Source organism: Plantactinospora mayteni (assembly GCF_016862935.1).
GTDB classification, from domain to species: Bacteria; Actinomycetota; Actinomycetes; order Mycobacteriales; family Micromonosporaceae; genus Plantactinospora; species Plantactinospora mayteni.
In genome coordinates, this window is sequence record NZ_BONX01000065.1 from 26,348 (window position 1) to 51,610 (window position 25,263).

General features: G+C 68.4%; 24 protein-coding genes. 12 read left to right on the forward strand and 12 right to left on the reverse strand.

Features of this window, described 5'->3' with window-relative positions; all coding sequences use genetic code 11:
• Nucleotides 1-210: 210 nt before the first annotated feature.
• Both Pma05_RS38365 and Pma05_RS38370 read right to left on the reverse strand, forming a co-directional pair.
• Nucleotides 211-642: an Imm1 family immunity protein gene (locus tag Pma05_RS38365; RefSeq protein ID WP_203862446.1), complete on the reverse strand. Its 432-nt coding sequence runs from the start codon at nucleotides 640-642 to the stop codon at nucleotides 211-213.
• Nucleotides 639-1,391 (reverse strand): DddA-like double-stranded DNA deaminase toxin, encoded by a 753-nt coding sequence (locus Pma05_RS38370; RefSeq protein ID WP_203862496.1) that lies wholly within the window; start codon nucleotides 1,389-1,391, stop codon nucleotides 639-641. Before Pma05_RS38370 ends, Pma05_RS38365 begins: the two co-directional genes overlap by 4 nt.
• Nucleotides 1,392-1,741: 350 nt before the next feature.
• Between Pma05_RS38370 and Pma05_RS38375 the strand changes: the two genes are divergently transcribed.
• Nucleotides 1,742-1,945 (forward strand): hypothetical protein, encoded by a 204-nt coding sequence (locus Pma05_RS38375; protein ID WP_203862447.1) that lies wholly within the window; start codon nucleotides 1,742-1,744, stop codon nucleotides 1,943-1,945.
• A 365-nt stretch (nucleotides 1,946-2,310) separates the two neighbouring features.
• On the opposite strand, the gene Pma05_RS38380 is transcribed toward Pma05_RS38375, so the two are convergent.
• On the reverse strand, nucleotides 2,311-2,988 hold the full coding sequence (locus Pma05_RS38380) for a hypothetical protein (protein WP_203862448.1): 678 nt from the start codon (nucleotides 2,986-2,988) through the stop codon (nucleotides 2,311-2,313).
• Nucleotides 2,989-3,578: 590 nt separating this feature from the next.
• On the opposite strand from Pma05_RS38380, the gene Pma05_RS38385 reads away from it, so the two are divergent.
• The 3 genes from Pma05_RS38385 (at nucleotide 3,579) to Pma05_RS44210 (ending at nucleotide 6,552) form a co-directional block, all read left to right on the forward strand.
• Nucleotides 3,579-5,123, forward strand: a complete 1,545-nt coding sequence (locus Pma05_RS38385) for an alkaline phosphatase PhoX (RefSeq protein WP_239314019.1) — start codon at nucleotides 3,579-3,581, stop codon at nucleotides 5,121-5,123.
• A 536-nt stretch (nucleotides 5,124-5,659) separates the two neighbouring features.
• Entirely contained in the window at nucleotides 5,660-6,172 is a 513-nt protein-coding gene (locus tag Pma05_RS38390) for a hypothetical protein (RefSeq protein ID WP_203862449.1), read from the forward strand.
• A gap of 113 nt (nucleotides 6,173-6,285) precedes the next feature.
• Nucleotides 6,286-6,552: a glycogen debranching N-terminal domain-containing protein gene (locus Pma05_RS44210; RefSeq protein ID WP_203862450.1), complete on the forward strand. Its 267-nt coding sequence runs from the start codon at nucleotides 6,286-6,288 to the stop codon at nucleotides 6,550-6,552.
• 93 nt (nucleotides 6,553-6,645) lie between these two features.
• On the opposite strand, the gene Pma05_RS38400 is transcribed toward Pma05_RS44210, so the two are convergent.
• Both Pma05_RS38400 and Pma05_RS38405 read right to left on the reverse strand, forming a co-directional pair.
• Nucleotides 6,646-7,407: a class I SAM-dependent methyltransferase gene (locus Pma05_RS38400; RefSeq protein WP_203862451.1), complete on the reverse strand. Its 762-nt coding sequence runs from the start codon at nucleotides 7,405-7,407 to the stop codon at nucleotides 6,646-6,648.
• Between the two features lie 258 nt (nucleotides 7,408-7,665).
• Nucleotides 7,666-8,844 carry an alpha/beta hydrolase family protein gene (locus tag Pma05_RS38405; RefSeq protein WP_203862452.1) on the reverse strand — a complete coding sequence of 393 codons (1,179 nt, stop codon included), beginning with the start codon at nucleotides 8,842-8,844 and terminating at the stop codon, nucleotides 7,666-7,668.
• Between the two features lie 172 nt (nucleotides 8,845-9,016).
• Here Pma05_RS38405 and Pma05_RS38410 point away from each other — a divergent pair, with 172 nt between their 5' ends.
• On the forward strand, nucleotides 9,017-9,238 hold the full coding sequence (locus Pma05_RS38410; protein ID WP_203862453.1) for a zinc-binding dehydrogenase: 222 nt from the start codon (nucleotides 9,017-9,019) through the stop codon (nucleotides 9,236-9,238).
• 120 nt (nucleotides 9,239-9,358) lie between these two features.
• On the opposite strand, the gene Pma05_RS38415 is transcribed toward Pma05_RS38410, so the two are convergent.
• Genes Pma05_RS38415 through Pma05_RS38425 form a run of 3 tightly spaced genes read right to left on the reverse strand, consistent with a single transcriptional unit; the run spans nucleotide 9,359 to nucleotide 10,610 of the window.
• On the reverse strand, nucleotides 9,359-9,805 hold the full coding sequence (locus Pma05_RS38415; protein WP_203862454.1) for an SRPBCC domain-containing protein: 447 nt from the start codon (nucleotides 9,803-9,805) through the stop codon (nucleotides 9,359-9,361).
• The gene (locus tag Pma05_RS38420) at nucleotides 9,802-10,185 is read right to left on the reverse strand and encodes an ArsR/SmtB family transcription factor (protein ID WP_203862455.1); all 384 of its coding nucleotides are present in this window, start codon (nucleotides 10,183-10,185) and stop codon (nucleotides 9,802-9,804) included. Before Pma05_RS38420 ends, Pma05_RS38415 begins: the two co-directional genes overlap by 4 nt.
• Entirely contained in the window at nucleotides 10,182-10,610 is a 429-nt protein-coding gene (locus Pma05_RS38425; RefSeq protein WP_203862456.1) for an SRPBCC domain-containing protein, read from the reverse strand. The genes Pma05_RS38420 and Pma05_RS38425 overlap by 4 nt, the downstream gene beginning before the upstream one ends.
• Before the next feature lie 911 nt (nucleotides 10,611-11,521).
• Between Pma05_RS38425 and Pma05_RS38430 the strand changes: the two genes are divergently transcribed.
• Nucleotides 11,522-12,061, forward strand: coding sequence for a hypothetical protein (locus Pma05_RS38430; RefSeq protein WP_203862457.1), 540 nt, complete (start codon nucleotides 11,522-11,524; stop codon nucleotides 12,059-12,061).
• Nucleotides 12,062-12,100: 39 nt separating this feature from the next.
• On the opposite strand, the gene Pma05_RS38435 is transcribed toward Pma05_RS38430, so the two are convergent.
• Complete coding sequence (locus Pma05_RS38435; RefSeq protein ID WP_203862458.1) at nucleotides 12,101-13,267, reverse strand: SMI1/KNR4 family protein; 1,167 nt, start codon at nucleotides 13,265-13,267, stop codon at nucleotides 12,101-12,103.
• Between the two features lie 395 nt (nucleotides 13,268-13,662).
• On the opposite strand from Pma05_RS38435, the gene Pma05_RS38440 reads away from it, so the two are divergent.
• The 3 genes from Pma05_RS38440 to Pma05_RS43150 all read left to right on the forward strand — a co-directional run bounded on the left by Pma05_RS38440 (nucleotide 13,663) and on the right by Pma05_RS43150 (nucleotide 16,802).
• Nucleotides 13,663-14,232 carry an RNA polymerase sigma factor gene (locus tag Pma05_RS38440; protein ID WP_203862459.1) on the forward strand — a complete coding sequence of 190 codons (570 nt, stop codon included), beginning with the start codon at nucleotides 13,663-13,665 and terminating at the stop codon, nucleotides 14,230-14,232.
• Nucleotides 14,233-14,249: 17 nt separating this feature from the next.
• Nucleotides 14,250-15,215 (forward strand): CU044_5270 family protein, encoded by a 966-nt coding sequence (locus Pma05_RS38445; protein ID WP_203862460.1) that lies wholly within the window; start codon nucleotides 14,250-14,252, stop codon nucleotides 15,213-15,215.
• A gap of 960 nt (nucleotides 15,216-16,175) precedes the next feature.
• Nucleotides 16,176-16,802: a transposase gene (locus tag Pma05_RS43150; RefSeq protein ID WP_239314039.1), complete on the forward strand. Its 627-nt coding sequence runs from the start codon at nucleotides 16,176-16,178 to the stop codon at nucleotides 16,800-16,802.
• A gap of 555 nt (nucleotides 16,803-17,357) precedes the next feature.
• On the opposite strand, the gene Pma05_RS38455 is transcribed toward Pma05_RS43150, so the two are convergent.
• Nucleotides 17,358-18,512: a sensor histidine kinase gene (locus tag Pma05_RS38455; protein WP_239314053.1), complete on the reverse strand. Its 1,155-nt coding sequence runs from the start codon at nucleotides 18,510-18,512 to the stop codon at nucleotides 17,358-17,360.
• A complete protein-coding gene (locus Pma05_RS38460; protein ID WP_203862461.1) occupies nucleotides 18,512-19,168 on the reverse strand; it encodes a response regulator transcription factor in 657 nt (218 codons plus the stop codon). Before Pma05_RS38460 ends, Pma05_RS38455 begins: the two co-directional genes overlap by 1 nt.
• 111 nt (nucleotides 19,169-19,279) lie before the next feature.
• Here Pma05_RS38460 and dacB point away from each other — a divergent pair, with 111 nt between their 5' ends.
• The 3 genes from dacB (at nucleotide 19,280) to Pma05_RS38475 (ending at nucleotide 24,406) form a co-directional block, all read left to right on the forward strand.
• Complete coding sequence (dacB, locus tag Pma05_RS38465; protein WP_203862462.1) at nucleotides 19,280-20,872, forward strand: D-alanyl-D-alanine carboxypeptidase/D-alanyl-D-alanine endopeptidase; 1,593 nt, start codon at nucleotides 19,280-19,282, stop codon at nucleotides 20,870-20,872.
• On the forward strand, nucleotides 20,869-22,020 hold the full coding sequence (locus Pma05_RS38470) for a serine hydrolase domain-containing protein (RefSeq protein ID WP_203862463.1): 1,152 nt from the start codon (nucleotides 20,869-20,871) through the stop codon (nucleotides 22,018-22,020). The genes dacB and Pma05_RS38470 overlap by 4 nt, the downstream gene beginning before the upstream one ends.
• Nucleotides 22,021-22,516: 496 nt before the next feature.
• Nucleotides 22,517-24,406: a WD40 repeat domain-containing protein gene (locus Pma05_RS38475; RefSeq protein WP_203862464.1), complete on the forward strand. Its 1,890-nt coding sequence runs from the start codon at nucleotides 22,517-22,519 to the stop codon at nucleotides 24,404-24,406.
• A 149-nt stretch (nucleotides 24,407-24,555) separates the two neighbouring features.
• On the opposite strand, the gene Pma05_RS38480 is transcribed toward Pma05_RS38475, so the two are convergent.
• A complete protein-coding gene (locus Pma05_RS38480) occupies nucleotides 24,556-25,215 on the reverse strand; it encodes a hypothetical protein (RefSeq protein WP_239314041.1) in 660 nt (219 codons plus the stop codon).
• Nucleotides 25,216-25,263: the final 48 nt, after the last annotated feature.

Here is a 25,263-nt window from a genome sequence, read left to right on the forward strand (position 1 = left end):
GGTAGCTCGATCACCGTTATCCCGCTCGTTGGCTGCCGCCGGGCAGGCCGACCAGTCCGCCGGGACCGAGGGGCCACGGCGAGGACACACCCGTCGACGCGCGTTGTCGTCGGGCGGCCTCCGACCCGACACGCCTGCGGACGGACACATCACGCAGCGGGGTCGACCACAGCCAGGACGGCTCCTCGTAGCAGCCGCCCCGTCGCTGATCTACTGCTCACTTGCCCACTGCACGCAGGTTGGTCGCTGGCCGGTACGGACGAACTCGCGAGCGGCCTGCCGAGCGGTGGCCGGCGTGACCCGGGCTCGGGCCGGCCCGGCGAAGATGGCGTCGCCGCCGTAGTCGAACGCGATGTCCGGGGCCCTGCTGGGCCACGACGGAGCGTCCGCCTCAACCCCGATCCCGCCTTCGGGACCGAGCCAGAGCACAAACGACCGGTCCGGATGGCCGACGCCGATCTGCAGCGCGGGCGGCAGCGGGCCGTCCCACGGAGATGTGTCACCAGCCAGGTGCTCCGGTGGGTAGATCCCGACGACCCGCGGAACACCGGACGCGGCGGCTTCATCGAGGGCGGCGTCCAACTCCGCGACGGTGGAGCCGGGCCGGCGATTACCCCGACCCCACGTGACGACGTAGCTCAATGCGCGATCCCCTTCCCGGTTCCCTCGTACTCGCCGACCAATCGCACCCCATCCAGGGCGTCCGGATCTCGCACGTAGACCATGAGACGCGAACCCGCCGGGATGATGTGTCGCAGCACCCGATCGCAACCGTACGGGTCGTCCGTGCAGGGCTCTTTGTTGACCACCAGACTGACCTCCCGCGGGGCACCGGGCCGGCGCATCTCCTGGGCAACTCGTGACTCCACGTGATCGGTGAGCGTCCACGGAAATCCTTTCAGCCCGGGAATCGGACGCAGGTCGCTGGTGGATGCGATGTTGCGTCCGCTCCTCCAGGGCTCGGCCGACAATGGGGTCCCGGTCGAGTCGAACGCCTGGCCGTGGGTCGGGCCTTGATCGTCCGGTCGTTTGGGCAGATCCCGTCCCGCCTGCCGGATCCAGGATGGCACCGGGACAGCGGCGCGCGGCGGGGCCGGCCCAGGTGCCGGGCGTGCTGGGGCTGGCGCCGGGAGGCTGATGCCGACGGTGCGGCCATACGCCACAAGGGCCGCCGCTGCCAGGGCCACGTCCCGGTCGGCCTCACGCAGGCGCTCGATCGCGGCCGTGAAGTGCTGGATTGCCTGTTCGACCAGCGGGTGTCGGCTGGACGCGGTCACTGCGGCGAGCCGGTCGCGGGCCCGGATGGCCGCCTCGATGCCAGCCGCCGCGCGTGCCCGTGTCTGGGCGATGCCGTCCAGGACCGCGCGTAGCCCGGCGGCGACCTCGGCCATGCTCACCGGCTGGCTCCCCAGCACATGAAGCTGAAGCGTACCGGCCGGTCGATGCCGCTACACGCCCTCAGCGACCGGACCGAGCCACACCAACCGCGCCGTGTACATCGCGCCGACCACGGCAGCGACCCGACTCGTTGCTGAACTGGCCCATCTCATAGCCGCCACCCGTCTGGGCCCTACACCACGAACGGCGTCCGCCTTGCCAGCGTTGGCTCACTCCGAGGCGGTCGGTATCTCAGCGAAGTGGGTGATCACGGCCGGTCGAACCGGCCCAGGAGATCGCGCAACCCATACCCGTCCTCAACGACGAGTCCGTACCGACTTCCGCTACGGCCCGTTCCCGGCCGGTGCGGGTCGAGCGCATCAGGTTAGCGGCGCCGGCGCTGTTCGCCCGGCTCCTCGCCCACCTCCTGATGGGCACGACTCCGCCGATCTGGGACAACATCGCGCGGGTGGCGCTGGCGGTCAAGGAGAACGCGAAGCCAGCAGACTTCACCGTCATCCGCGACCAGGCGCTACGCCTGCGCGTCTCCGGCGCCGCCGGCTGGTGAGCTGGCTGCGCAGTCCGACGCGCTACGCCCCGCCGGCAAGGCTCTCCTTCCCGTCAACAGCTGACGAGACCACCTCGTTTGCCCTCAGGCCGCTTCCCCGCACGAGGGCAACCGCGTCGCCTTCGATGAAAACAAAATCTGCGGCGTTTGAAACCATTCCAGACCGAGCCTCGCGGGCGCCCGTGATGGAACCGTGAGCGGTGTTGAACGTCAACATCATCGAGACCGGCACCGACTCGTTTCGCCTGCGCACCGCCACCGGCCGGCAGCGCAGCTGAACACCTGAACGCAACGAGCTACCAGCACTCGGCGCACCGGGCCGTCACCTTACGAGGCGATACAGGGCCAGCAGCGACCGAAGATCGCTAGAACGCATTCGCTAGCTCCATGATCTTCGCCGCGACACCCGCGGGGTCGCGAAGCATGTGGAGGTGATTTCCCAGCATCGTGTGCACCGGCCAACCACGGGCTCGGGCATCCTCCCGCTCGTCGGCATAGGTGTCACCGAAACTGAGATACCCCGCAGAAACCACATCCCACCCGTCAGGCAGGTCCACCCGTGCGGTGAGGTACTCGAATGGCACCCGCGCCTGCTCCGCCTCCACCCGGGCCCGCGTCTTGGCATCGGGAAACAACCCGGCTACTGCCTCCTCCGGCCACCAGCGCGTCCACGGCGGCAGATTGCCGTCCAGGTCCACGCGGTCGCGGAGCATATCCCTCAATCCGGCTGGCGCCACAGGCGCATCGCCCCTCGCCGGCGGCAGCACCGCGTCCACAAAGACGGCGCCGCGCACCGGACGCGTCGCCACGATCGCGGGGATATACAGACCCGCGTTGCTGTGAGGCACGAGCACCACATCGTCCGCGTCAGGAAGCCCCTTCTCGATCGCCGCCAGGACCGCCTCCGGCGAGGACGCCACCAGGTCGGGCGACGCGGCCACCGTCGAGGCGACCCCGAAATCGGATCGCAGCACCGAGGCGACAGGCGCCCACACCGCCGGACCGAGGAAGGGACTGGAGATGAGCACCACCGAGAACGCCATGACGCGTTTCTAGCATCCACACCGCGGCGCTACCTATCCCACAAGCACGATCCCGACCGTGGCTACCACACAACCAGGCGCAGCCCGGCCCGCAAACAACACCGGCCGGCCAGGGGCGTCAACTGTCGGGAAGCAGCCCCAGGCCGGCACGGCGCACCACCCACGCTAACCGCCCGAACTTGCCCTCGCCGCAGCGCCGCGCCCGACCACAGTGGGGCCAAACAAACCAGCACATCCAGCAACGCGCATCGATCATCGACAGCCTTGTGGGGCCACAACCACCTGGACCACAGCCCAACCATCAACCCCTTGGGCTCGAACTATCGGGACGAACAGTACGTCGGTCGGCATCGGGAGGGTGAACTCACCGCTGGTGGTTTCCGGTCTGCTCGCGAGGAAAGCGCGGATTCGGCCGAGCGTGACCTCTTGTTCCTGTTGTGGCGTAACCAGCACCCCCGCGTGCGCGTCGCGGCGCCGGGTTCGTGGATGACGTCCCTTTCTCGGTGATGTCGGCTTTGCGGTCCGCCGCGTTCCGTAGGGGGTCCGCCGTCGCCTGGGCGATACGTGAGTAGCCCTGATTCTTTACTCGGATGTCGCCGATCCATCGTATGGATGACGCGTCGGTGTCGGCCTGTAGGAGTTGGTTGTCAAGTCGTCGCACCCGTCTTGAACAGGAGCTAATCTACGTGCCTCCCTCTCGTCGTACCATCATCGCTGGCGGCGTCGGCGTAGGCCTCGCCGTCGCCGGTGGCTTCCCGTCCCTTGCTCAGGCCCACCCGAACCGGCCTCGCCCGCCGGCGGGCGCCGGCCACGTGCCCTTCCCGCCGCTCGTAGACGACCCCGACGGCATCCTGGCCCTGCCCGAGGGCTTCAGCTACGCCGTGGTTACCCGGGCTGGCGTCACCCGGCTCAACGGCGGCCAAGGACTAACCCCGGCCGACCACGACGGCATGGCCGTCTACGACGCCGGCCGAGGCCGCTACACCCTGATCCAGAACCACGAGATCGACCCGGGCGCCGAGTTCGGCGTACCGCACATCAAGGGCACCGTCTACGATCCCGGCGCTGTCGACGCCGGCGGTTGCACCGTGATCAGGACTGACCGCTCCGGCCGCAATCTCGGTGAGTTCGTCGCCCTCTCCGGCACCGTCGGCAACTGTGCGGGCGGCCCCACCCCCTGGGGGACGTGGCTGACCTGCGAGGAGACCGAGGACCGCGCCGGGGACGACTGGGAGGAGGACGGCCGGTCCGGCGTCTTCCAGAAGGACCACGGCTACGTCTTCGAGGTCTGGGCCGACGGCAGCGCTGACCCGAGGCCGATCAAGTGCCTGGGCCGCTACGCCCACGAGGCCCTGGCAGTCGACAAGGACCGCACCAAGATCTACCTCTCCGAGGACGCCGACGAACCCAACGGCCTCTTCTACCGCTGGACCGCACCCCGCGGGGTCAAGCTCGGTCCCGGCGTGCTCACCCGCCTCGCTCCGGACGCCGGTGTCCTCGCCGCGATGCAGATCATCATGGACGACGGCTCGGTGCTGCCGGACGTCGCATACCTGACCTCCGCTCAGCTTGGCCGCCCTTTCCCCGTGCGGTGGATTGAGGTGCCTGAGCGCGACGCGCAGACCACGACCGTGCGCGAGCAGTTCACCGATGGCCAGGTCACTCGCGGACGCAAGTTCGAGGGCGTGTGGGGCACCGACGAGGGCGTATACGTCGTCAACTCCTACGCGTGGGACGACGGTGAACTCCCGGCGGACGCGGCTCCGCACGATGGCATGGTCTGGTTCTACGACTACCGGGCCCAGACCATCCAGCTGGTGACGTACTTCCCGCACCAAACCACGTCGGAGGAGGGCACGCCGGTCAAGTACAACGACCTCACATTCGACGGCCCGGACAATGTGACCGTCACCCCGTGGGGAAGCCTCGTACTCGCCGAGGACGGCGCGGGCGCCTCCCACGTGCTCAGCGCCATCCCGGGCGGCCCAACCTACGCGATCGCCCGCAACCAGCTCAACGACTCAGAGTTCTGCGGGCCGACCTTCACCGCCGACGGCAAGGTGCTCTTCGTCAACATGCAGGACCCCGGCCTCACCCTGGCCATCACCGGCCCGTGGGAGAAGTACCTGGGCTGACAGCCAGACCGACCGGTGGGGCCAGGCGATCAGCCTGGCCCCACCGCATCCACACCGCGATCGACGACCTGCTCAGGTGCAGTGATCCCGTGAAGCGGAGGTGATGTCGCCCCCCGCGACTGGTCGATCCGTGTATTTCGATCGGCTCCTCCCGGTGGGGGGATAGGCTGAGGCCCGTCCTGCCGTCGATCGCTGGGAGACGACATGTGGTGGTCGGGGGCCCGGCCTCCTGGCGGTCATCTTTCCCGCCGCCACGATCCGCCAGCACGTCGGTCGCGGCTTCATACTTCCGGGGCGGGACGGGCTTGGACATCGGCTCCACGGTGACCGAGGCAGCGGCCGATCGAGGTGGATCAGTCCGTTCGCCGACCGATCCCGGCGAATCAGGTGCGGATCGGCGCCAGCAGGCCGGCCGCCGCGACACGGCGGCGGGGTTCGTACCAGTCAAACGCTCGTGAGTGGGGGAGCGGACCATCGGCACCGTGGTGGGATGCCGGACGGGTAGCCGGCGACCACGGAAACCGCCGGCTGGCACGATGGAAAAGGTGTCCTTGCCCGACCGAGCCGAGATCGCGGCGTTGCTGCGACGGCTGGACGACCCCATCCACCTTGAATACCCGGCCCGGTTCAATTGCGCGGCTGAGCAGCGGCGTTTCCAGTCGCTGATTGCCGAGTTGGGACAGCGGTTCGGGTGCACCTGCGAGGCCGAGTCGGGTCGCCAGGTCCAGGACGCCAGCTACCTGGGGCAGCTCGTGATCCAGGCGTCCGCGACGGCGAACGGCATGGCGATCTTCGTTCGGGTGAGCAACTTCGATGGCTTGGCGTTGCTGGGCGCGGAGGGACCGGGCAGGTACGACGATGCCGAGACCCCGTACCTGATCGCTGAGACCGATCGCGGAGCGGTGCTGGAGGTACTGGCAGAGCTGAACTATGCGCCGCTGCTGGAGGACGCGCTGTCGGCTGGGTACGACGGAACCAGCGGCGCCTTGCGCGGCGCCTATCCGTCGCATCCGCCGACGTGGTTCATCCGATACTTCGACTACCTGTGAGGTGAGCGCGGCGTGACGTCGGTAGCGCCCGACAGGCCAGCACCGTCGATGGGAGCCTGTTCAAAGTCTGGATTCGGTTCGTGCCGCGCGACGCATAGTACATCGGCCGCGACATGCGCGAACGTATCGAGCTGGAGTCGTACGCCGAGGAGCCGGTCTCGGTCCAACTGCGGTTGGCGGTGGGTACGGATTTCGCGGATCTGTTCGAGATCAAGGAAACCGTCCGGGATCGCGTCCACCAGGTCGACCTCGCCGACATACTCATGGAGGCGTTCCGGGAACGGCGCGGGTTCATCCGTGGGCGGCCGGCGGCCCCTGCAACTCGTACTCGTTCGAGCAGTGGATTCCGTTGCTCACCCGGATCGTCGCGATGCCGTTGACCGGGTTGAGCGTGTGCGAGTATTCGGGCCGCTTGGCGGGGTGGCACGAGACCAGTGGTGGATCTTCGTCGTGGCGACCGCGGCGTCGAGTGGTCAGGCGGGCGTCGCCGGACCCTTGACGCACTCGACAACGACGCAGAGCGGTTCGGCGAGGTAGTCGTGCCACTGCTCCGGGTCGAGTCCCTGGGCCGCCTCCGGCGAGAGTTCCGGCATGATCCAGCGGATCACCGCGAATCCGGCCGCCCGCAGTGCGTCGTCGAGGGTCGCCCGGGTCCAGTAGTAGGCGGTCACCTCGGGGCTGCGGAAACCGGGGACGGTGATGCGGAACGGGACGGGGTCCCCGTCCGTCAGCGGCGCGTCCGGGTCGAGGAAGATCTCCGAGCCGTACGGCAGGTAGTAGTCCGGCCGGCGGGAGAAGGCCGGGTTGAGCTGGTACGTGACGAGGCGGCCGCCTGGGCGCAGGTTGGCCGCGATGTTGCGGCACATGGCCCGCAGGTGCTCCTCCGTCGTGCCGTAGTGCAGGAGGTAGGAGCCGATGGCGCCGTCGAAGTTGCCGAGCACCGGCATGTCGCCGACGTCATGCTGGACGTACTCGATGCCCAGCGGGTCGGCCTCCTCGGCGGCCCGGGCGACGCGGAGCATCTCCCCGGAGATGTCGATGCCGACCACCCGGGTGGCACCCCGCCGGCGCAGGGCCCGGGCGTATGGGCCGCTGCCGCACGCCGCGTCCAGCCACGCCTGGTCCCGTACCTCACCGACCCGCTTGAGCAGGGAGTACGCCTCGATGTGGGTACGGAACGGGAAGAGCGTGAACGCCTGGTCGTACTGGTCGGCGAACGTGTCGTACTCGGCCACTCGTCCTCCTCGGTCCGCTTCGGCCCCGTGCGGGTGACCATCCGAGGAGGACGGTCGGCTCGGCCAATAGGAAATCTAGGCGAGTCGATGCGGCAGTGGTAGTGCCCGGACAGGTCCCCGGGCCACGTGATGCCACAGAACAGCTTCGTCTACTGCCTGCTGGTCGACGGGCCGGATGCACGTACCGCCATCCGCCATCGACCTCGGTGTGTGGCGGCAGTTGTCGGACCTCGACGACCGCGTACCCGGTTCATCGCTTCATGCAATGAACTTCACCTCGGGAAAGGTCGCGCTCGGGCCGTCGAGCAGGCGACACCGCCGGCCCCGGAGATGCAGGTCGAAGAACGCGAGCGGGTACGCCCGCTGGATCCGCAGCGCCCGGGCCGGATCGAGGGTACCGATCCAGCCCCGTAGCTCCTCGTCACTCATCCCGACGTCCTTCGCGAGCTGTGGGATCAGCACCTGGTTGTCGCCGTACGACGAGTGGACCGCACCGTCGGCCCGAATGTTGAGCCGCCATCCGCGCAGGTGGGACCAGAACTCGGCGACGCTCGGCTCGGCGGCCCGGGTGAACCTCGCGGTCATCAGCATGAAGGGCCGGTCCACGTCGGTGGTGAGCGGCGGTTGCGCCTGCATCGGACCGTCGAGGCTCAGCCCGGCCCGGACGCGCTGGTCGTCGTTCATGACGAGGGCGGTCGCCGTCCCGCCTTTCGACCACCCGAACATGCCGATGCGACGTAGGTCGGGAGCGCCACGCAGACCGGCCGGCAGCGGCTGCGGGTGGTGTTCGGCGTCGGGATTGCGCCCGGCGGCGAGGTCTTCGACGCAGTCGAGGACGAACCGGATGTCCGCGGCGAAGTCCGATGGAACCAACGCCGGGTCGTCCAGCGGAACGATGAGCCGGCCGTCGGGGAATTCGCCGAACGCGTCGTACGTGTGATCCACCGTGACCACCAGGTACCCGTGGCTGGCGAGTTCCTGAACCACGATCGTGGTGTCGGCACGGTGATCGTGCGCGCCGTGCGAGAACACGACGACGGGCAACGGTCCATCCGTTCGCCGCACCGGGGCTCCCTGGTGACCGACCGTGAGTGGCGTAACCGCGGCCTCGGCCTCGAACCCTCCGGACGTGAGGTATGCGCGCAGAACGGCGGGGGACATCCACCGCGCCAGCGGATGCCGGCCGACGTCCCGGGCGGGGTACCAGACGCTGGTCATCAACTCGCGGTAACGCCCCGGGCCGGCCACGGGATCCGGACGGGAACGGTCGACGACGTGTAGCTGCACCGTGCCCACCGGGTACGGCCCGGTGGGCACGGGCAGGGTGAGCCGCGTCGGGCCGGGGGTGGCCCGAGCCACCGGCGGGTGGCCTGCGGCGCCGACCGGCAGGGCGACTCCCACTGCCAGCGCTGTCCCGATCATGCGTCGGCGTGTCATCTGTACTCGGTCGATGTGCGCCGTGACTGGTGCTGCCACATGCCCTCCCCGGATAGCCGATGTGCCTTGATGGTGCCGCCCGGCAGTAGCCATGTCGTCAGCCCATGGACTCATCTGCCGGGCGGGTAGGTAGCCCTCGGACGTACCTCTGCTCCGACTACGCCTCTGGTCGGTGCTGCCCAACGGCCGGCACGGCGCGGTCTACCGACTCAGCACGGCGGTACGACGCCACCCGCAGCGGATCCGCGACAGCCTCTACACGCTCGTCGACGAGCTGCGTTCGGGGGCGATCAATCCACTGGTCGCCCAGCAGGTCCCGCTCGAAAAGGCCGCCGAAGCGCATCGGCTCGTCGAGGACCGAGGTGTTGCCGGCAAGATCGTTCTTGTCCCCTAGCGCAGTCTCCACTGACGTGCACCGGGTTTAGGTGAGGACCCGTCCGGGTCGGAGGTGCCGGGCGGCGTGGACGGCTTCCACGGGTCTGCCCGGGTGCCTCAGGTCATGGGTTCGTGTCCTTCACGTCGTGGATTGTCTGACGGCTTGGATGACGTGCGGGAGGAGACCGCTCCAGCCGGCCTTGTTCGCGTCGCGCCAGTCGGGCCCGGCGGCGCCGAGGCGTTCCCAACCGCGATGCTCGATGTCGACCCTGGTCCTGCCGTCGTGGTCGTGAAAGGTGATCTCCACGTCCGTGGCGTCGGCGCGGTCGCGGCGCAGGTGCCACCGGTAGCCGAGGCGGTGCGGTGGCTCCCAGAGGGTGATCTCGCCCCACTCGTGGGTGGTGCCGGTCGGGGTCTGCTCATAGATCCGGCCGCCGAGGCGCGGTTCGAGGACGACCTCGACGTCCCTGTCGCCGGTGACTGTGTGGCTCTTGGGCCACCACTGGGAGAAGTTGGCCGTCCAGACCCGGAAGACATGTTCGGCCGGCCGGTCGACCTCGAAGCTGGTACGGAGCGGTTCGATCATCCGGCACTGTCCTCGGCGGGTTCGTCCGTCCTGCCCTGGCGCGGAACCGTTGTCGCGCTGTCCCCGGTGCCGCCCGAGGCGTTCTCCGCGAAGAGGCGCAAGCGGGCGGCGGCGTCGCCCCAGACCTGCTCCAGGTATGCCTGGACGGCCGTGACGCCGTCGTTGTGGAGGCGGTAGATGCGTTGCGTGCCGCGAGGCTCCTCGATGACGAGGCCGGCCTCTTTCAACAGGCGCAGGTGGCGCGAGACGGCCGGGCGGCTGATCGGGAGCGCGTCGGCGATGTCCTGGACCGCCTGCTCACCGGTGCCGAGCAACTCGACGATCCGCCGTCGGTGCGGGTCGCCGAGCGCGTTGAACGGGTCACCGTGCAGGGCGTTCAAGCGGACCGTTCCTCGGCGCGGCGTTTGAGACCGTCGGCGAAGGTACGGAACGACGGGTTCAGGTCGGGAATCGACTTGAAGATCATGCCGGCCAGCGGGCCCGTGTATTCCTCCCGCATGTCGAAGCGGACCATGCCGTCGGGCTGCGGTGTGAGCTGGTAGGTGCGCGTGCCGGTGAACAGGCCCAGCGGCATGCCGCCGCGCCAGGTCATCTCCTCGCCCGGCCGGAAGTCGACAACCGTGACCGTAAAGCCCCGGTTGGGGTTGACGTCGGGATAGACGGTGACCTTCCGCCTGGCTGCGATGGTGCCTTCGAAGCGGGCCACGGCGGAGTCCCACGTCGGCCAGGCAGCGCCGTCGGTCAGGACGGACCAGATCGTAAGTGGGTCGGCCTTGATCAGGGTTGATGCCTCGAAGCCACGCACGGGCCACCTCCTCGGTAACAGGGACGTTACCGTAACAGGCAGGTTACCGATGGGCAAGATTGCCGTCCTCGGGCGCTCAAGACGAACGCGGCTGGTTATGCCTGCGCCAGGTCCGGTACCCGTGCGACGGTCTGCCAGGTCTGGCCGTCGTTGGACACTTCCCAACGGTAGTGGGTGGGATGCGTATCGGCGGTCTGCCGCCAGGTTCCCACTCGTGCCACTGTGCACCGACAGCTCCCGCACCGAGAACCCGTACTGCGTCGCCGCCGGCACGGGGGCGTTGCCGGTTGACGCGGCGACCTGGTTGATCTCTGCAAGCCGAGTGTAAAAATCTTCCCCGAGTGTCGTGTGACCTGCTCTGGCTCCTTCTTCCTGACACCGTGCCCGCGCACCGAGACCACGGCCTCCTGGTCCGTCACAGTCCGGGGCCTGCCGGCCGGGTGACCGCCGTCGGGCCGCTCCCGGCAATCGGTCTGCGGGCCGCCGGGCTGGTGTGGACCGCCGCCAGACGGGAATAGCGCTGGGCCGGCGCCCGGGATACCGGGCGTCGCCCACTGCTGGAGGCAGCCCATGGCCGATGCGCGTCGCGTCGCGTCACCCGCCGTGTTCCGCCGCTTGGCGAGCCCCGACCGGCCCAGCAGTGCCGTCGGTGGCCGGCCCGTGCCTGGTGCCCCGGCCCGTCGGGCCCGGTGGCGCCTGGTCCAACTGGTCGGGGTCGCCGCCACTGGGCTGGCACTGGCGATGTTCGCCCTGCTGCACGTGCGCGTCGCACGGATCAGCCCGGTAGCCGGCACGATCAGCGATTACGCCCTGGCGTCGTACGGCTGGGTCTTCGATACGGCCGCCCTCCTTCTGGCCGGTGGGTCGGTGCTGTTGCTGCCACCGCAAACGCCGCCTTCAGCCCGCACAACGTGGAGCGGGCCAGCGACGGCGACCAGATCTTCCTCGGCCGGGTGATCTGGAAACGTCCGTCCAATCCGCAGGTGGATGGCTCCTTCCGGATCGTGGTGCTGGACAAACGTACCCGGCGGGTTCCCGGCTACATCAACGTGACGTCGCCGCGGCACGATGATGTCGGCGCTGGCTCGGACGGGACTCTCAACCGCGCCGAGGAACGCTATCCGTGGCTGGAGGGCATCGGCGCGCGGAGGGTCCACGGCGGGTTCGTGACCACCGCCAGCGCGATCACGGTGTCCTCGATCGACGCGTCACCGGTGGCGTTCGTTCTGGTGCTACGCCCGGAGCGCCCGGGAACGCCACCCGAGCGGGCGGTCGTCAGCGCACCCACTACGGTCAGCGACCTACTGGTCGCCCTTATCGGCGTCGGCCGGACGGCCAGGTCTACTGGGCCCAGCGCCTGCTGCACTGACGGCCCGCCCTATGGACGTGAGACAGCGACGATCGTGTGGCGGGTCGTCGGCGGCGCTCGCTTGAGGCGCGGTCGGCGGTGAGTGAGTGGGGGCGGCGAAGGGATCAGCGATCTGGTGTGCTCATGGAACGGGTCGCCCGCGTGGCGTCGTCGCGATGGTGCGGGCCCGGTCCGGTGTGACGAGGTGCCGCAGTTCCGGATCTGTGAGCAGGATGACTGGTGCGATGCGGTGTGGTGAGCCGGAGCACCAGTCGGGCAGCGCGAGTTCCAGCGTGGCCCACGCCTGTTCGGGGGCACTGTCTCGCAGGAGTTGCCGGGCGTGCTCAAGGGCGGCTTGGAACTCTGGCGGCTCGGGCAGTCGGGGCGGCAGGAACCGCTCGGGCGCCTCCAGTTCCTCTTCGGTCAGGATCCCGGTGAAGAGCGCCCGGTACGGCCCGATTGCGGCGCGGTGCAGGAACATTGGCACGACTTCCGCCCGCACCTGGTGCAGACCGATCTCCTCGATGACGTGGGGGTGGGCGAGAACCCGGTTGCGGATCTCATGGTGCACGAAGGCCGGTTCTAGGAACCCCTTCAGGATGACACCCAGATAGGCGCCGGCACCGGAGCCCTTCACCGCAGCGCGAGCGAAGGCGTCCGCCGCGGCGCTGACATCGCCTCGCAGGGCGAACTCACGGCCCTCGTCGACCAGGGCGCCGGCTCCTTCCGGCTGAACCGGGCGACCATCCCGCCCGCTCAGTTCCTCGAAGGAAGCACGTTCGGCATCAACCAACGCCGCGAACGACTCGTGCCGGTCGCCGAGCCCCGGGTACCAACTCGCCCAGGTGTAGGCCGCCCACTCACCGTCCACAGATACATCGCCCGGGTCGAGTAACCAGTATTGGGCATCCCCGTTCCCGGAGATCAGTAGCGCCCGGTCGGCCAGCGACGACTCCGGCAGCGTCGGCTCCTCCCGGAGCGAGGCGTACAGGTCCGGGTCGGCGTCGCGGAGCCAGTTGATGTCCCTGGTGGTCCGCATCGTCCACATGAAGGGACTGATGTTGACCCAGCCGTTGGACATCACGAGAAATGACCGGTAGCTCGGCGGTAGCGCGGCACCCAGGCGCCCTTCCAGCAACCTGACGCTCTCCGGGCTGGCACCGTCGAAGCCCAACCAACCAGCCGCCCGCTGAACGGCGCTGACCTCGGCGAGTTCATCGTCGGAAGCGGTCCGCAGTACCTCGGCGCTGTACTCGGTCAGATAGCGCCGCCACTGCTCCACCGACCGTGCACCCTGAGCGGCTGTCATCCGGAATCCGTCCATCGGTCACCAGTCCACGACCGCCGCATGATGCCACGCTACGCAGCCCGCCGCCCTCGCTGCCGCCCGACCTCTTCGGCCCGACACGACGAATATCGACGCACTCAACTCGGCAGAACCGGATGGAACCCGGGTGAAGGCGGACTTGACGCAGCGTGACCGGTATGCCGAGCCCTGCGCGCCCGGACGGCGGCAGATCAGTGCGCCCGATCTTGCTGTTCGGCCGGCCTACTGGTGCGTTGATCGGTCAACTCATCTTCATGCGACGGTGGATACGGGTGCCTCTACCCGAGACCCGCCTGTTTGTCGTGTCGGATGGTTCGGTAACACCCGCGCTCCGCCTGACGAAGAAGAGGTGTAACGGCTCGGAGAGAGGACGGCCTGTGAATGATCCCAGCCCCGCGGAGGGTGACATTTCCGGTATCGGAGTTGATCCGGCGGCCTTCGCGGCATTTTACCGGCGGCATGTGGAGGCGGTGGGCCGGTTCGTGGCGCGGCGGGTCGACGATCCACACCTCGCCGCCGACCTGACCGCCGACGTGTTCCTGGCGGTGATCGAATCGGCGGCCGGCTACCGGCCAGACCGGGGTAGCCAGATCGGCTGGCTGTTCGGGGTGGCCCGCAACGTCATCGGCGACGAGCGGCGTCGGGCGGCCCAACGGCTGCGGGTGACCGGCCGACTGGCCGGACGACGGGACCTGGACGCCGACGACATCGCCCGCATCGAGGAGCGGATCGACGCCGAGTCGGCGGCCCGCCGCACCTATCGAGCGCTGAGCGAGCTACCCGAGGGCACCCGAACGCTGGTCGAACTCGTCGCCGTGGACGGCCTCACCGTCGCGGAAGCGGCGACCGCGCTCGGGATGTCCCCGGTCGCGGCTCGGGTCCGCCTGCATCGTGCCCGTCGCGTCGTCCGCGGCGTGCTCGCCCACCCGGCCACCGCCCTCGCATGATCAGACGGAGAGACGCTATGAACAAGATCGAACAGCCGCGGCACGGTTTCGAAGAGCAGCTCCTCACGGATCTGACAGCACACGTCGCCCGGCGGGCCGAGATGGGTTCGGCGGCCCGTCCGGTCGGGAGCCGTACCCGGTTCCTGCGCGGTTGGCGCCTCGCCGGAGCATTCGGGCTGGCAGTCGCACTGACCGTCGGCGGTCTGGCGGTGCAGACGATGGGGGTGGGCAACCAGTCGCCGTCCGCGGCGAGCGCCTCGGAGATCTTCCGTATGGCGGCCGATGCCGCCCGGCAGCAGCCCGAACTCACCGCCCGACCCGATCAGTACGTCTTCACGGAACTCCTGGCCACGACGCGGGAGAAGCCGGACAGCGGTCCGTACACCACGGTGCGGGTGCAGAGGTGGCACTCGGCCGGGGGCGTCGCGCACACGCAGGCACGTTACCGACCGGAGACCAATCCGAACGGGTGGAGCGAACTGAAGGTGCTCCGTCCGAACGATCCCGCCAATCCCGGCAAGGAGCTCGATGCATTCCCGTCGCCCGCGTACCACGGCGACTTGCCCACCGACCCGGACGAGATGCTTCGATACCTTCGGGAGAACCCGGTCGACCTGCATCTCCCCGTAGGAGCCGATGAGCAGGCCGTGTACGGGAGCGAGAGCATGCCGTACACCACCGCGAGGTCGATGCTCGATGGCTACGTGCCGCCCCGAGCACTGGCGGCGCTGTTCGAACTGCTGGCACGAGAGCCCGGAGCGATCGTCATATCGGGCGACGTGGTGGACGCCGCCGACCGGCATGGGGTGGCGATCCGGATGCCCGGTGTGATCGGTGGTAACGAAGACTTCATCTTCGACCGAGACACCCACGTCTACCTTGGCACCCGCGGGTCGGTGGTGCGGAACGGCAAGGAGTCACTGGAATCGGCTTCCGCGCTACTCCGGCTCGCAATCGTCGACCGGCCGGGCCAGCTGCCCTGACCAATGATGGGCCCGCCCCAGCCGGATCGGATCCCGCGCCATATGCCGCCACGGCTCACAGCCGGGCCGCTCTGTTTGGGGCGAGCAGATAACGGCGGCCTGCCTCCGGCGCGGGACCCAGCGAGGACGGTTCACCCGGTCGGGCCGCTGACCGGGTCGATCAAGGAATCGGCAGCAGATTGGCTAAAGAGAAACCTGCTGCCGATCCCCTCGGCGTGCCACTTCGTTCCCAAGCTGCCGGCATCCGCACATCGGCATGTCCGGATGCAGGCCCCCGCGCCATCTCCGTGACGAGCGCTTCGCGGCTACTTATTTACTTGGATCTACGACCCGTGCCCGGCCAGGCTGGGTCGAGGTAGCTGGTGGGTTCGCTCTCTTTGCGGCTGTCCATCCGGATCCAGGGTGTGACTCTCATCTGGCATGCGCCCGCCGGCTACCGCCCGGGGAGTGGCTCAAGAGGGGTTTGTGCAGCTCAAAGTAGCTCTGCCCTCCCTGTTTGGCATCAAGTAGTAGCCATAAAGGGGAGGGACCAGCACATGAGCCGAGTCGTGATCGGGATGGATCCACACAAGCGATCGGCCACGATCGAGGCCATCAACGAACGAGAGAAAGTCCTGGCCCGGGGCCGTTTCACCACCGACGCCGAGGGTTACCAGCAGATGCTGACGGCCGGCCGAGCCTTCAGCGATCGGGTGTGGGCGGTCGAAGGCTGCTCCGGCATCGGCCGGCACATCGCCCGGGCTGCGCAGCCGCGGCCTGCGCACCGTCACCCCCGACGACGTCACCGTCGTGGTGCGCCTGCTCGTCGATCGCCGCGACGAACTCGGCCGGCCCGCACCGACATCATCAGCCGCATCCACCACCTGCTGCTCGAACTCCTCCCCGGCGGGGCCAAGAAGTTCCTCACCCGCGGCCAGGCCAGCTACCTGCTGCGCACCGCACCCCCCGCCGGACAACATCGTGGCCCAGACCCGCCACGACCTGGCCCGCGAACTCGTCGAGGAACTCACCACGATCGACGGCAAAATCCGGGCAGCCGCCAAGCAGCTGAGCCAGCTCGTCACCGAGCACGGCAGCACCCTGACCGAGCTCTACGGCATCGGCCCGTCCGGAGCAGCCCGGCTGATCGGTGACGTCGCCGACATCCACCGATTCCGCACCGCCGCGCACTTCGCGTCCTGGAACGGCACCGCCCCACTTGAGGCATCCTCCGGCGACCAGCGCCGCCACCGACTCTCCCGCGCCGGCAACCGCCGCATCAACCGAGTCCTGCACATCATGGCCGTCGTCCAGCTCCGCCGTGACACACTCGGCCGCGCCTACTACCGGCGACGCCTCACCGAAGGCAAGACCACGATGGAAGCGCTACGCGCTCTCAAACGCCACCTGTCCGACGTCGTCTACAAGCGGATGCTCCACGACGCGCAAGCGCACCGGGCTGGTGAGACGGGTCCGGGAGGACACTCGGGAGCGACTCTGCAATCCAGCACGGACGGCCTGATCCCGACAGCCGTCTCTTCGGACAAGTCACAACCCGGACCCGCCACGAAAAGCCTAGAACAAACTCACCATGATCCCTTGACATAGAGGGGATCCAGATTCGTGCGCGTGACCTTGGAGTGCGCCCCGTTTTGATTGATAGGGCGTGTTGATTGAGCCGGGTGAGGTGGCCTCAGCGATGGAGGGGGTCTCGCGCGGCCTGGTTGAACGGGAGTACGCGGGCGGTCGCCGCGTCCGTGCGCCAGACGAGGCCCCGTTCGATCGGGTGTGTCGGAGGAGACGTACGTGACGTCGAGACGGGGGTAGTAGCGCCGGGCGTGCGCGCCCACCCGCGCGGCGCCTTGGCCGGAGCCGACTCAGCATCAGCCCGCCTGGATCGGCCGCCCGCCCGGTGTAGTGTCCGGCGTCGCGGACTGTTCAGCATCGTCGCCAAACAGGCCATCCGCCGAGGCACGTTCACCTCGGTCAACGCCCTGATCGCCCGCGTCCGCGACTACGTCGAACACTGGAACACCCCCGCGGGACAGTTCGCCTGACCGCCACCGCCGAGGAAATCCTCGCCAAGATCCGCTGGGTCGAGAGCAGCGTCAAACAACTCGTCGCAAACAAACTCGAAGTAACTCAAACAGAAGTCACTGGACTCTAGCGGAGCGGTGTGGGGATGCGGATCGTGATGTCTAGCCCGCCGGTTTCGGGTGCGCTGCTGGAGAGTTGCCCGTGGTGGGCGTCGACGACGGCGCGCACGATGGACAGGCCGAGCCCGGCTCCGCCGTCGGTTCGTGGCTGGTTGGTGGTTCCTCGGACGAAGGGTTCGAAGAGCTGGGCCGCCGTGTCGGGTTGGATGCGTTGGCCGGTGTTGGTGACACGCAGTTGGGCGTGTTCCGCCGTGGTCTGTGTGGTGATGGCGATGGTGCCGCCGGTTTCGTTGTAGCGGATGGCATTGTCGACCAGGTTGATGACCATGCGGTCGATGAGGACTGGATCGCCGACGATCGGGGAAGGACGCAGGTCGGTGCGCAGCTCGACGTGATGGCTCTTCGCCTGCGCTCTTGACGCGTCGGCAATCCCGGCGACGACGTCGGCGAGGTCGATGGGGTGTTGCCTGCTGGGCCCGGTGTGGCTGCGGGCGAGGGTGAGCAGGCCGTCGAGGGTGCGTTGGCTGTGTTCGACCGCGGTGCGCACGTCGCCGGTCATGACGAGGAGTTCTTCGGTGCTGGGTTGGCCGTCGAGGGTCACGTCGATGGCGGTGCGCATGGTGGTCAGGGGAGTGCGCAGTTCGTGGGCGGCGTTGGCGACGAACATTTGCAGGCTGTGCAGCAGCTTTTCCTGTTCGGTGATGCCGGATTGGATGCGGTCGAGCATGCCGTTGACGGTTTGTGCCAGCGTGGCGAGCTCGTCGGCGGGTGCGGTAACGGGCACCCGTTCGGAGAGGTTTTCCGCCGATAACCGTTGGGCGGTGGCGGATATGGCTTGGATCGGGCGCAGTACCCGGCCGGCCAGCAGCCAGCCGAGCACGGCCGCGAGCACGGTGACGATCGCGAGGGCGATGAGTGACTGGGTCAGCAGTTGCGAGAGCGTCTCGGCGTGCAGCCGGTTGACGTTCTCCAGTGCCGCAAGGCCGTCGGCCGGGATCGGCGACGGGGCGTCGGGCGAGCCGATGATGGCGAGCATCCTTGGCCGGTCGTTGAGGTTGCGGCGCATCAGCACGTACGTGAGCGTGACCAGCACGGCACCGGCGGCGAGGACCAGGCCGGTGTGCAGCAGCGCGAGCCGGCTGCGGGCGGCGAGCCGCACCATCACGATTGGATCCGGTAGCCGGCGCCGGTCACGGTTTCGATGGCCGGTGGTTCACCGAGTTTGCGGCGCAGCGTACCGAGGGTGATCCGGACCGCGTTGGTGAACGGGTCGGCGTGTTCGTCCCAGACCTTGTCCAGCAAGGTCTCGGCGCTGACAACGGCGCCGCCGGCCGCGAGGAGCTGCTCCAGCACGCCGAACTCCTTCGGGGTCAGGTGCAGCAGTCGGCCACCGCGTTCGGCGGTGCGGCGGGCGGGGTCGAGCAGCAGGTCGGCGGCGCGCAGGACCGGTGGTCGGACGGTGCCGGTACGCCGGGCCAGCGCCCGCACGCGGGCGATGAGCTCGGTGAACGCGAACGGCTTGCCCAGATAGTCGTCGGCTCCCAGGGTGAGCCCGTCCACGCGGTCCTCGACCGCGCCGGAGGCGGTGAGCATGAGTATGCGTGACGTACCGCGCTCGGCCAGCCGCCGGCAGACGGTGTCCCCGTGGACCACCGGCAGGTCCCGGTCCAGCACGACGACGTCGTACGGGGCGAGGTCGAGCTTGTCGAGGGCGGTCTGGCCGTCCAGGGCGATGTCCACGGCGCAGCCGTGCTTGCGCAGCCCGGCGGCGATGTAACCGGCCAGTGGCTGTTCGTCTTCGACCAACAGGACCCGCATCGACCCAGTCTCCCAGCGGGCACATATGGATTTTGTATGGCTCGGTCATCGGCTCCCGATATCCGCCGGTCGGTAGAAGTGATCGCTGTTGCCTACGGAAGGGAAGATGCGATGACACAGCCATCCAGAAGAGCCGTACTCGGCATGCTGGGCGCGGTACCACTGGCCGCGGGCGGGGTGCTCGCGCCCAGTGGAGCGGCCTATGCCGGATCCGCAGGGAGTGTGCTGGCCGGCTCCCGGCTGGCGGCGAGGATCCAAGCGATCATTGAGCGGCCCGGGTTCGCCGGCGCACGCTGGGGCATGGCATTCTCGGCCGCCGATACCGGCGACATCGTGTACGCGTTGCGGCCAGACGAGTTGTTCGTGGCCGCCTCGTCGTTCAAGGTCTTCGTCGCCGGTACCGCGTTCGAGGCGCTCGGGCCGAATCACCGGTTCCGGACCCGGGTCTACCGCACCGGTCCGGTGGTGCGTGGTGTGCTCCGGGGTGACCTGGTGCTGGTCGCCGGTGGCGACCTGCTGCTGTCCGGCCGGCGACGGCCGGACAGCACGCTGTACCTGCCGGAGCCGGATCCCACCTACCCGGGTGGGGTCCCGTTGCCGGACCCGTTGCGGGAGATCCGCGACCTGGCCGGGCAGGTCGCTGCCGCTGGCGTACGGCGCGTCGAGGGTCAGATCCTGGTGGACACGTCGCTGTTCCGGGAGGCGCGGGAAGGCGTCTTCATGGGCAATACGCAGATCACGGTGTCGCCGATGATGGTCAACGACCATGTCGTGCACGCCGTCGTGACCCCCGGCGGCGCTGCCGGTGCCCCCGGTGTCGTGCGGGCGGTCCCGCAGACCGGCTACCTGCGCTTCGTCAGCCAGGTGACCACGGTGCCGGCATCCGGGCCCGCACGGCCGCTCGCCTTCGGCGACGACGTCGAGGACCTCGACGGCAGCCGCAGCGTGACGGTCACCGGCGACATCCCGCTGGGTGCCCAACCGCGATTTGTCGCGTACTTCGTGCCGAGCCCGACGCGGTTCGGGGGCACCGTGCTCGCCGAAGCGCTGCACGCCCTGGGCGTGACGGTCGGGGGCGGTATCGAGGCGGCCCCGACCGGGTGGCGGGGTGCCCGACTGGCCGAGCACGTGTCGCCGCCGCTGGCGGAAGAGGTGAAGGCCATGCTCAAGGTCAGCTCGAACATACACACCGTCACGTTCCCGTACCTAGTGGGCGCGGTCGCAGGCCGTGACAGCGTCACCCCGAAGGCGACCTACGAGCAGTACCTCCGCCAACTGTTCCGCGCGGCCGGTCTCGATCCCGACCTGGCCAGAGTGGCCGAGGGCAGCTACACCGCGAACACCTTCATCCGGTTCCTGACCCACATCAAACGGCGGCCGTACTTCGCCCAGTACCGGCAGGCGCTGCCCATCATGGGTCGCGACGGCTCCATCGCCGGCAACCAGCCGAACTCCCCGGCGGCGGGCCACGTCTACGCCAAGACCGGTACCGGTGGCCTGGCCACCCCCACCGGCGGCGCCATGCTCCACAAGGCCCTCGCCGGGTACATCGAGCTGCCGGACCGCCGGTGGCTCACCTTCGCCCAGTTCATGAGACAGGAAACGACGTTCGAGGCCGTCCGCGGCCTGGGCGATCAGGCGCAGGAAGCGATGGCCGAGATCGCCACCGCCGTCTACGAGACCCTTACCAGGAGCCCGCGATGACCCGTCCCACGAGCCGACGAACCGTCCTCGGCGCGCTGGGCGCCGCCTCCCTGGCCGGTACGGCGCTCGTCGCCGCGCCCGGCACCGCCCATGCCGCACCACCGAAGGATCTGCGGCCCGGCGGCGCGTACGACCGGCTCGTGGCTGGGCGGGCCGCACAAGACATGTTCTCCGGAACCGTGCTCATCGCCCACCACGGCCGGCCGGTGCTGGTGTGCGCCCACGGCATGGCCAACAAGGACCAGTCCATACCGAACCGACCGGACACGGTCTTCTGGCTCGCGTCCATCACGAAAACCTTCACCGCACTCGCGATCGCCCAACTGGTCCAGCAGGGCAAGCTGGCGTTCCACGACACCCTCGGCGCGCATCTCGCTGGCTTCCCCACCGAGCAGGCGAGCACGGTCACGGTCCACCAGCTGCTCACCCACACCTCCGGCGTCGGCCGGCCCGCCATCGGCGGTGGGACCCCACCCGGACTGGATTGGAACGGCTTCGACGAGGTGATGGACGGCACTCTCGCGCTCATCCGGCAGACGCCGCTGCAGTTCACCCCCGGCACCCGATACGCGTACAGCAACGACGGCTTCTTCGTCCTCGGCGCGATCGTGGCGAAGGTGACCGGACAGTCGTACTTCGACTACATCCGCCAACATGTCTTCTCACCCGCCGGCATGACTCGCACCGACTTCTTCAGCCGAGCCCAGGTGTTGGCCAACAACGCCATCGCCCGGCCCTACTGGACCCAGCGTGACGGCACCCGTGCCGACTTCATCACCAGCCCCTACGCGCCGTACACCACCGGGCCGGCGGGCGGTGCCTACTCAACGGTGACCGACCTGCTCGCCTTCGCCCGTGCGCTGACCGCCGGCAAACTGCTCGACCCCGCGTTCGTCGACGTCATCACCAGCGGAAAGCATGCCCTGCCACCGTCACAGCCACCGAGCCAGGTCGAGTTCTACGGGTACGGCTACCTCAACACAATCCTCAACAACCGGCGCATCGTCGGACACTCCGGCAGCGGCCCCGGCGCAGCCAACCGCCTGGACATCTACCCCGACCTGAACTGGGTCTCCATCGTGCTCAGCAACTACGACACCACGATCAACCCGATCATCGAACTCGAACGCAACCTCGTCACCAGATAACCCGATGGCGCCTGCACCGGGCCAACACGGGTAACCAAAGCCCACGGCCCGGTCAGGCAACCGGTCAGGCAAATCGAGGATCCACGACTACCACATCGGCTGCCACCAACCAATCCGCCCGTGACGAGAAGGCCCAACGATGCGGGCGACTCGCAACCGCCGGCGATGGTCGGCACGCGACGTCCCGCCTTGGGCTAGGGGCTACCGCGCCACGATGGCAGTCGCGGGTCTCCGCAAGCTGGGACCGAGCGCGTGCTCGGAGACGTTGAGGGCCGCAGCGAACCACGCCCCGCCTTGATCGAACGCACTGTCATCGGCAGTTCCGGGCGCCTGCGTGCGCCGTGCGCCGTCACGTTGCGTGAGGCGCGAATCGCGGTAGATCCGCGAGCTGATCTTGGTTGCCGTGCCGAGGGACCCGGCCACGGCCCCGGCGTTGTTCTTCTATGCCCGGTTACTCTGGCCCGGTCTTGCGGTGTGATCGTGGATGGGAGGCTTGATGGGCGCCACCGAGTGGGCTGTGCAGTGGGTGAGCCGAGATTCACGGGAGTTGGTGTGCTGCCCACCCGTTGGTTCGCCAGAAATCGAGCGAGTGTCGTACATCCGAGATCTTGCCACCGTGGTGGTGAAAGGGCGGCTGATGGCCGTCACCGTGAGCCATCACGGACCGGTGCGGATGTGGGATCTGACCACCGGCCAACTGCATCAGTCCTTCAGGTGGCCTGGGGCGAGTGTGGTGACGACCGCGGTCGTCGATGGGCGACCAATGATCGTGGCCGGGACCGATGACCGGACGGTACGGCTGTGGGACCTGAGCACTGGCCAACGGGTGGGTAAGCCTCTGACCGGCCACACCAACGGGGTGATCGCTCTGGCGAGCGGTGTGGTGGACGGCCGTCCGGTGGCGGTGTCTGGCTCACTGGACGGGACGGTACGGGTGTGGGATCTCGCGAAGCGGGTCGAGGTCGGTCGCCTGCTCACCCTTGGCGGCGCGGCGCACGCGGTCACCACCGCTGTGGTGGACGGTCGTCCGGTTGCGGTTTCCGGCTGTGAGGGAAAGCGGGTACGGGTCTGGGATCTGGTCACCGGGCGACAGGATGGCCCGCCGCTGATTGGGCACACGGCTTCGGTCCGGGCGGTGGCGACTGGGATTCTTGACGGCCGTACGGTCGTGGTGAGTGGCAGTTGCGATCGCACGGTTCGGGTGTGGGATCTGGCCACTGGGGAGCAGGTCGGTGAGCCGTTCGCCGGTCACACCGACGAGGTGTGGGCGGTTGCGACCGTTGTGGTGGACGGCCGTCCGGTGGCGCTCTCCGGCGATTGGGACGGGACAATACGCATGTGGGATCTGGCCACCCGACAGCAGATCGGTGAGCCGTTCGCTGGTCACCGTGGCTATCCGCCAGTAATCGAAACCGCGGTGCTGAATGGGCGTCCGGTGGCGGTCGCCACAGCCGATGACCGAACGGTACGGGTTTGGGACCTCGCCGCTGATCATGACGTCCACCAGTCTCGCCATTCCGGCAGGGTGCGTGCCGTTACCACGACCGTGGTTGATGGGCGGCCGGTGGTCATCACCGCCGGTGAGGACCGGACGGTGCGCGTGTGGGACTCGGCGACTGGGGAGCCGGTGGGTGAGCCGTTCACCGATCACACCGACAAGGTGTTGGCGGTTGCCGCCGCTGTGGTGGACGGTCATCCGGTGGTGGTGTCCGGCGGTGCGGACCAGACGGTGCGGGTCTGGGATCTCACGGCGGGGAAGCAGGTCAACATGTTCACCGGTCATAGCGACAAAGTGTTTGCGGTGGCGACCGCAACGGTGAATGGGCGCCCGGTGGCCGTGACTGCGGGAGATGACCGGGCGGTGTTGGTGTGGGATCTGGCCACCGGTGCGAAGGTCGGGAAGCCGTTGGCCAAGGAACGCCGACGGATGGCGGGCATGGTCACCGGTGTCCTCAACGGCCAAGCGGTCGCGATCACCGGAGGCGTGAGGGGCGCCATCCGTATTCGGGACGTGGCGACGAACCGGCAGATCGCCGCGTATCGCAGCCCCCGCAACTACGTCGAAGTCCTGGCTGTTGGCCCGGGAAGTTCAGTCGTCCTCACCAAAGGCGACATCCAGCCTCCCCAGATCTGGGACCTTGGCACCGCGCAACCCGTCAAGGAGTTGGCGATCGACCACGGGACCATCGGCGCCATCGGCCACCTGGACGGTACGCCCATCGCGATAACCGGCTGGAACGAGCTGTCCGTCTGGGACCTGACCACCGGAGATCAGATCGGCGAGGCGCTCCATTTTCCTGGCCATTTAGAGGCGGTGGCGGTCGACGCGCAGGGACGCATCATCGTCTGCATCGGCAACACTGTCGCCGTACTCGCCCGGTCCTGACCCGCTCCATCTGGCGGACCCCTGTCACTGGGTGCCGTTACGCCGGGGAGCGTCGTCCGCCGGGTATGTAGGAAGCCGAGAGCAGTGGTCTCGGTATACGTCGACAAGGGAGTGGCGCGGCAGGGCTGAGCTTCAGACTGTGTTCGTGGTCACGGGCGGTTGGGCCATGGAACGGCCCGTAGGCGCCAACTGAGGACGAGGGTCAGGAGCGCTGCTGCGGTCGTGATCCAGTAGTTGGTGTGCCAGGATCGGCCGGTGGAGAAAGTCTTGCTGAGTAGCGATTCTGGTAGGGCTTGCTGAGCGACCACGAGTAGTGCGAACAGGGATGGCGTGGCAACGGCGGCGACCAGCGAGCCGAGGACGAGGCACAGAATCGCGCCGATGGATGTGAAGACAACCACGTTGCCGATGAGCCCGTGCAGGGGTGGGAACTGCGTGTCGGGGTGACGGGTGGTAATGACCCAGTACCAGACCGGCAGGACGGCCAGAGGGGCTGCGAACATGATCGCGGAGTAGGTCAAGTGTCCGAGCCGTGCAGATCGGTGCGCGGTGAGTTCTCGCCCGTCGAATCGTGGGGTGGTGATCGCCGGGAGGACGCTGGCTAGCGCGATGGCGACTAGCTCCGGGGTGCCCACGCCGCGAGGCGGCAGGTCGAACACCGTGCTGACCGACAGACTCAGCTCGGGAAACGCGGCAGTGATGATCAGTGCGACGACAATTGCGGTCGAGGCGACTGGCCCGCCACGGATATGCCACAGCCCGGCGACGCGGCAACGCGTCACGTGAGGCTGGCGGGTGAGAGTAGGCATGCTCGGATCAGCTGTTGGTTGGTCCGGACGAACTCGATGAGTTGCTCG

Bases quoted from the DNA above. Each gene is read 5' to 3' on its own strand.
- Pma05_RS38415 (WP_203862454.1), bottom strand. From the start codon at position 9,805: ATGATCGAACCGCTCCGTACCAGCTTCGAGGTCGACCGGCCGGCCGAA.
- Pma05_RS38470 (WP_203862463.1), top strand. From the start codon at position 20,869: ATGACCCGTCCCACGAGCCGACGAACCGTCCTCGGCGCGCTGGGCGCC.
- Pma05_RS38380 (WP_203862448.1), bottom strand. From the start codon at position 2,988: ATGGCGTTCTCGGTGGTGCTCATCTCCAGTCCCTTCCTCGGTCCGGCG.
- Pma05_RS38475 (WP_203862464.1), top strand. From the start codon at position 22,517: ATGGGCGCCACCGAGTGGGCTGTGCAGTGGGTGAGCCGAGATTCACGG.
- Pma05_RS38445 (WP_203862460.1), top strand. From the start codon at position 14,250: ATGAACAAGATCGAACAGCCGCGGCACGGTTTCGAAGAGCAGCTCCTC.
- dacB (WP_203862462.1), top strand. From the start codon at position 19,280: ATGACACAGCCATCCAGAAGAGCCGTACTCGGCATGCTGGGCGCGGTA.
- Pma05_RS38455 (WP_239314053.1), bottom strand. From the start codon at position 18,512: ATGGTGCGGCTCGCCGCCCGCAGCCGGCTCGCGCTGCTGCACACCGGC.
- Pma05_RS44210 (WP_203862450.1), top strand. From the start codon at position 6,286: ATGCGCGAACGTATCGAGCTGGAGTCGTACGCCGAGGAGCCGGTCTCG.
- Pma05_RS38385 (WP_239314019.1), top strand. From the start codon at position 3,579: ATGTCGCCGATCCATCGTATGGATGACGCGTCGGTGTCGGCCTGTAGG.
- Pma05_RS38390 (WP_203862449.1), top strand. From the start codon at position 5,660: ATGGAAAAGGTGTCCTTGCCCGACCGAGCCGAGATCGCGGCGTTGCTG.
- Pma05_RS38480 (WP_239314041.1), bottom strand. From the start codon at position 25,215: ATGCCTACTCTCACCCGCCAGCCTCACGTGACGCGTTGCCGCGTCGCC.
- Pma05_RS38460 (WP_203862461.1), bottom strand. From the start codon at position 19,168: ATGCGGGTCCTGTTGGTCGAAGACGAACAGCCACTGGCCGGTTACATC.
- Pma05_RS38370 (WP_203862496.1), bottom strand. From the start codon at position 1,391: ATGGCCGAGGTCGCCGCCGGGCTACGCGCGGTCCTGGACGGCATCGCC.
- Pma05_RS38405 (WP_203862452.1), bottom strand. From the start codon at position 8,844: ATGACACGCCGACGCATGATCGGGACAGCGCTGGCAGTGGGAGTCGCC.
- Pma05_RS38435 (WP_203862458.1), bottom strand. From the start codon at position 13,267: ATGACAGCCGCTCAGGGTGCACGGTCGGTGGAGCAGTGGCGGCGCTAT.